The organism is Parabacteroides sp. MSK.9.14, from assembly GCF_019041495.1.
In the GTDB taxonomy this organism is placed as follows: domain Bacteria; phylum Bacteroidota; class Bacteroidia; order Bacteroidales; family Tannerellaceae; genus Parabacteroides; species Parabacteroides merdae.
In genome coordinates this window covers 1-2,488 of record NZ_JAHPXO010000087.1, presented here as the reverse complement: position 1 = coordinate 2,488, position 2,488 = coordinate 1, and the positions used below count along the sequence as shown (strand labels likewise).

At 37.3% G+C, this 2,488-nt stretch carries 4 protein-coding genes; all 4 read right to left on the bottom strand.

Features of this window, described 5'->3' with window-relative positions; translation table 11 throughout:
- Nucleotides 1–86: 86 nt before the first annotated feature.
- The 4 genes from KTG12_RS21080 to KTG12_RS21065 all read right to left on the bottom strand — a co-directional run bounded on the left by KTG12_RS21080 (nucleotide 87) and on the right by KTG12_RS21065 (nucleotide 2,315).
- A complete protein-coding gene (locus tag KTG12_RS21080; RefSeq protein ID WP_167369895.1) occupies nucleotides 87–245 on the bottom strand; it encodes a hypothetical protein in 159 nt (52 codons plus the stop codon).
- 64 nt (nucleotides 246–309) lie between these two features.
- On the bottom strand, nucleotides 310–1,056 hold the full coding sequence (locus KTG12_RS21075) for a glycosyltransferase (protein WP_216945539.1): 747 nt from the start codon (nucleotides 1,054–1,056) through the stop codon (nucleotides 310–312).
- Nucleotides 1,053–1,568, bottom strand: a complete 516-nt coding sequence (lepB, locus tag KTG12_RS21070) for a signal peptidase I (RefSeq protein WP_075967666.1) — start codon at nucleotides 1,566–1,568, stop codon at nucleotides 1,053–1,055. The genes KTG12_RS21075 and lepB overlap by 4 nt, the downstream gene beginning before the upstream one ends.
- 21 nt (nucleotides 1,569–1,589) lie before the next feature.
- Nucleotides 1,590–2,315 (bottom strand): DUF1573 domain-containing protein, encoded by a 726-nt coding sequence (locus tag KTG12_RS21065; RefSeq protein ID WP_182430167.1) that lies wholly within the window; start codon nucleotides 2,313–2,315, stop codon nucleotides 1,590–1,592.
- Between the last annotated feature and the right edge of the window lie 173 nt (nucleotides 2,316–2,488).

Below are 2,488 nucleotides of genomic sequence, written 5' to 3'. Positions count from 1 at the left end.
ACTAAATTTCAAATATTTCAAAGAACTCTTTTAGATTTTAATGGGACAACAATGATTACCTATACTAAACGAACAACTCGGGAAAACTACTGAGCTAAAAGGAAACTTTTTTCAATTATTGTATTTCCCAATATTTTCAGTTCCCTTCCGTCTGTTTCATTCAAGCCGTTCGACGAATAAAACAGACGGTTTGGAATGCTTTTATGGATCATCGGGAAAGCGTTCAATTGTACATTCCGTTTCATGACTCGGGATGCTGAACAAGAACATACAAACAGTATTACAAAAATTAAACAATCTCTTATAATCTTATTTTTTAGGTAATACGCCAAATTTATATTTCCATCTTTCACTGCTTTTCATATATAAACTCCGTAAAAGTTCCTTCCAACAAATTTCAAAGCCAAATACCGAAAAACAGACAGCCTCTCTAAGCTTCACCGGAACCTCCTCCATGATCAAATCCGGATGATGACATGCCTTGTAAACGAACTCCAAATCAAACAGATATGTATTTATACAAGTAGAAAGGAAAACAGTACGTCCTTTGCGGCTAAACCCTTTCAAACCGGCTTGCGTATCCGAATAGTTCATTTGCAATAAATAACGATTGCAGCCACGAACAAATCGGGAGATTAAACGACGAGAAAACGGTAAACAATCATAATAAGCCTTATCCCGAGTCGATACAACCACATCAACTCCTCGCTGTAACATTTCCAATACCCTTGACATAGAATCAAGCGTATAAGGAAAGTCGTGATCCGTGTAAAGGATATAATCAGAGTTACACGCAGACACGGCTTTACGCAAAGCAAAACCTTTTCCATGATTGACCGAATAACTTAAAATATGGACTTCCGGTATGTTTTGCCGGATATAATTGATAACATTTTCTTCAACACCTCTTGTCGAACCGTCATTTACTAAATACAGATGAATATCAACATGTTTCCACAATGCATTCAGTTCCTTGTATTTCGAGACAACGGTTAACTCCCAACCTTTATCCGGGTTATAAACAGGTAGTATTAAATCTATGTCCGTTTTCATCATTCTATTCTTTTTAATATGCGCTTTTTATCTTTTACAGAAAACAATACCCGACTGATCCTGCCGACAATCAACCCCTCAGGTATTTCCCCGAAAAAGCGACTGTCCACTGAGTTACTGCTATTGTCTCCCATCATATAGTACCAGTTTATGCCTTCTCGCCTTGTTATTCGGATTACCCGCTTTACCAAAAGCATATTCCGGTTTTCAGGACTACGAAAAACAACGATATCATTTTCTTGCGGTTCTCGCCATCCCACCATACGTCCCAAATTCCAATTGTTTTTCAAATCCTTCTCACGCAAAAACGTAATCCAGGTGAAAACATTCAACAAAGGAATATCGGCAAAACGGTCAGGTAACACAGGCCCGTATGAGGCTTTGTCTACCCAAACCCAATCACCGGTACATAGAGTCGGCTCCATACTTTCGGATGGGATGTAGCAAGGTTCACCCAGGAAGAGGCGAATCAACACACAAGTAAATAGACAAAGACATGTATACGTTTTTATCATCTTTGGTACATATTTATTTTTTTACTGAACACTCCCTTTGATTTCCAAAAAGATCGGATCATCCGTATTACAACGGATAGAAATCGTTTCTGAAAAAGAGCCTGCATATTCCTTTACAACTTTAACCGTTACAAGAATCTCTTCATTTGTCAATGCAGTCCGTTGATCGTATGTTGCACGAGTACATCCGCAAGAAGTCTGCATCTCAAATAGGGTCAATGGATTTCGTCCCGTGTTCTTCAGCAGAAATGAGACTTCTTTCTCCATTCCTTTATCGATCTTTCCCAAATCAATTACAGGACGCGCAACTGTTACCTGTGTCTTATTTTCTATAAAAGACAACAATTCACGGTCATCCGTCATATACGCCACATATTTATCACGGATTTCCAAATCAAACATTGGATTTCCGATTTCCAATATATGATTTTCCTTGTCTAACAAAAACGTATGATTTCGGTCTCCTTCCCGAATATTATTCAATCGACTCAACTCTTCACTTCTGTTCAAACAAACTGGGTAATCAAAATTTTCATGTTTCAGGCGAAACCCTACTTTCTTATAATCGCTCAAATTATAAAAAAACATAAACGCCACTTTTCCCCCTGACAACGTATCTATATAAGAAATGAAATCTTTCCATTCCTGAAGTTTCAATTTACATTCTGTACATCCCGTTGAATCCACATAAACTACTACTTTATATTCAACATTTTCCGGCATCCGATAATCTATCGTGTCTTTCAAAAAACGAGTATATACTATATCCTTCGGAAACAGCATTTCTCTCCCAATATGGTCGTGTACAATACGTTTATTTTGTTTATCATGTTCTTTTCTTCCACATGACATACAAAATAAAAGTAATAGTAACATGCCGACTGTTCTTGTTGCATTCATTCTCTAACTAATAATTCAAC

What these genes read in the sequence shown, in the direction of transcription:
- KTG12_RS21075 (WP_216945539.1), bottom strand. Translation starts at nt 1,056, where the DNA reads ATGATGAAAACGGACATAGATTTAATACTACCTGTTTATAACCCGGAT.
- KTG12_RS21080 (WP_167369895.1), bottom strand. Translation starts at nt 245, where the DNA reads ATGAAACGGAATGTACAATTGAACGCTTTCCCGATGATCCATAAAAGC.
- lepB (WP_075967666.1), bottom strand. Translation starts at nt 1,568, where the DNA reads ATGATAAAAACGTATACATGTCTTTGTCTATTTACTTGTGTGTTGATT.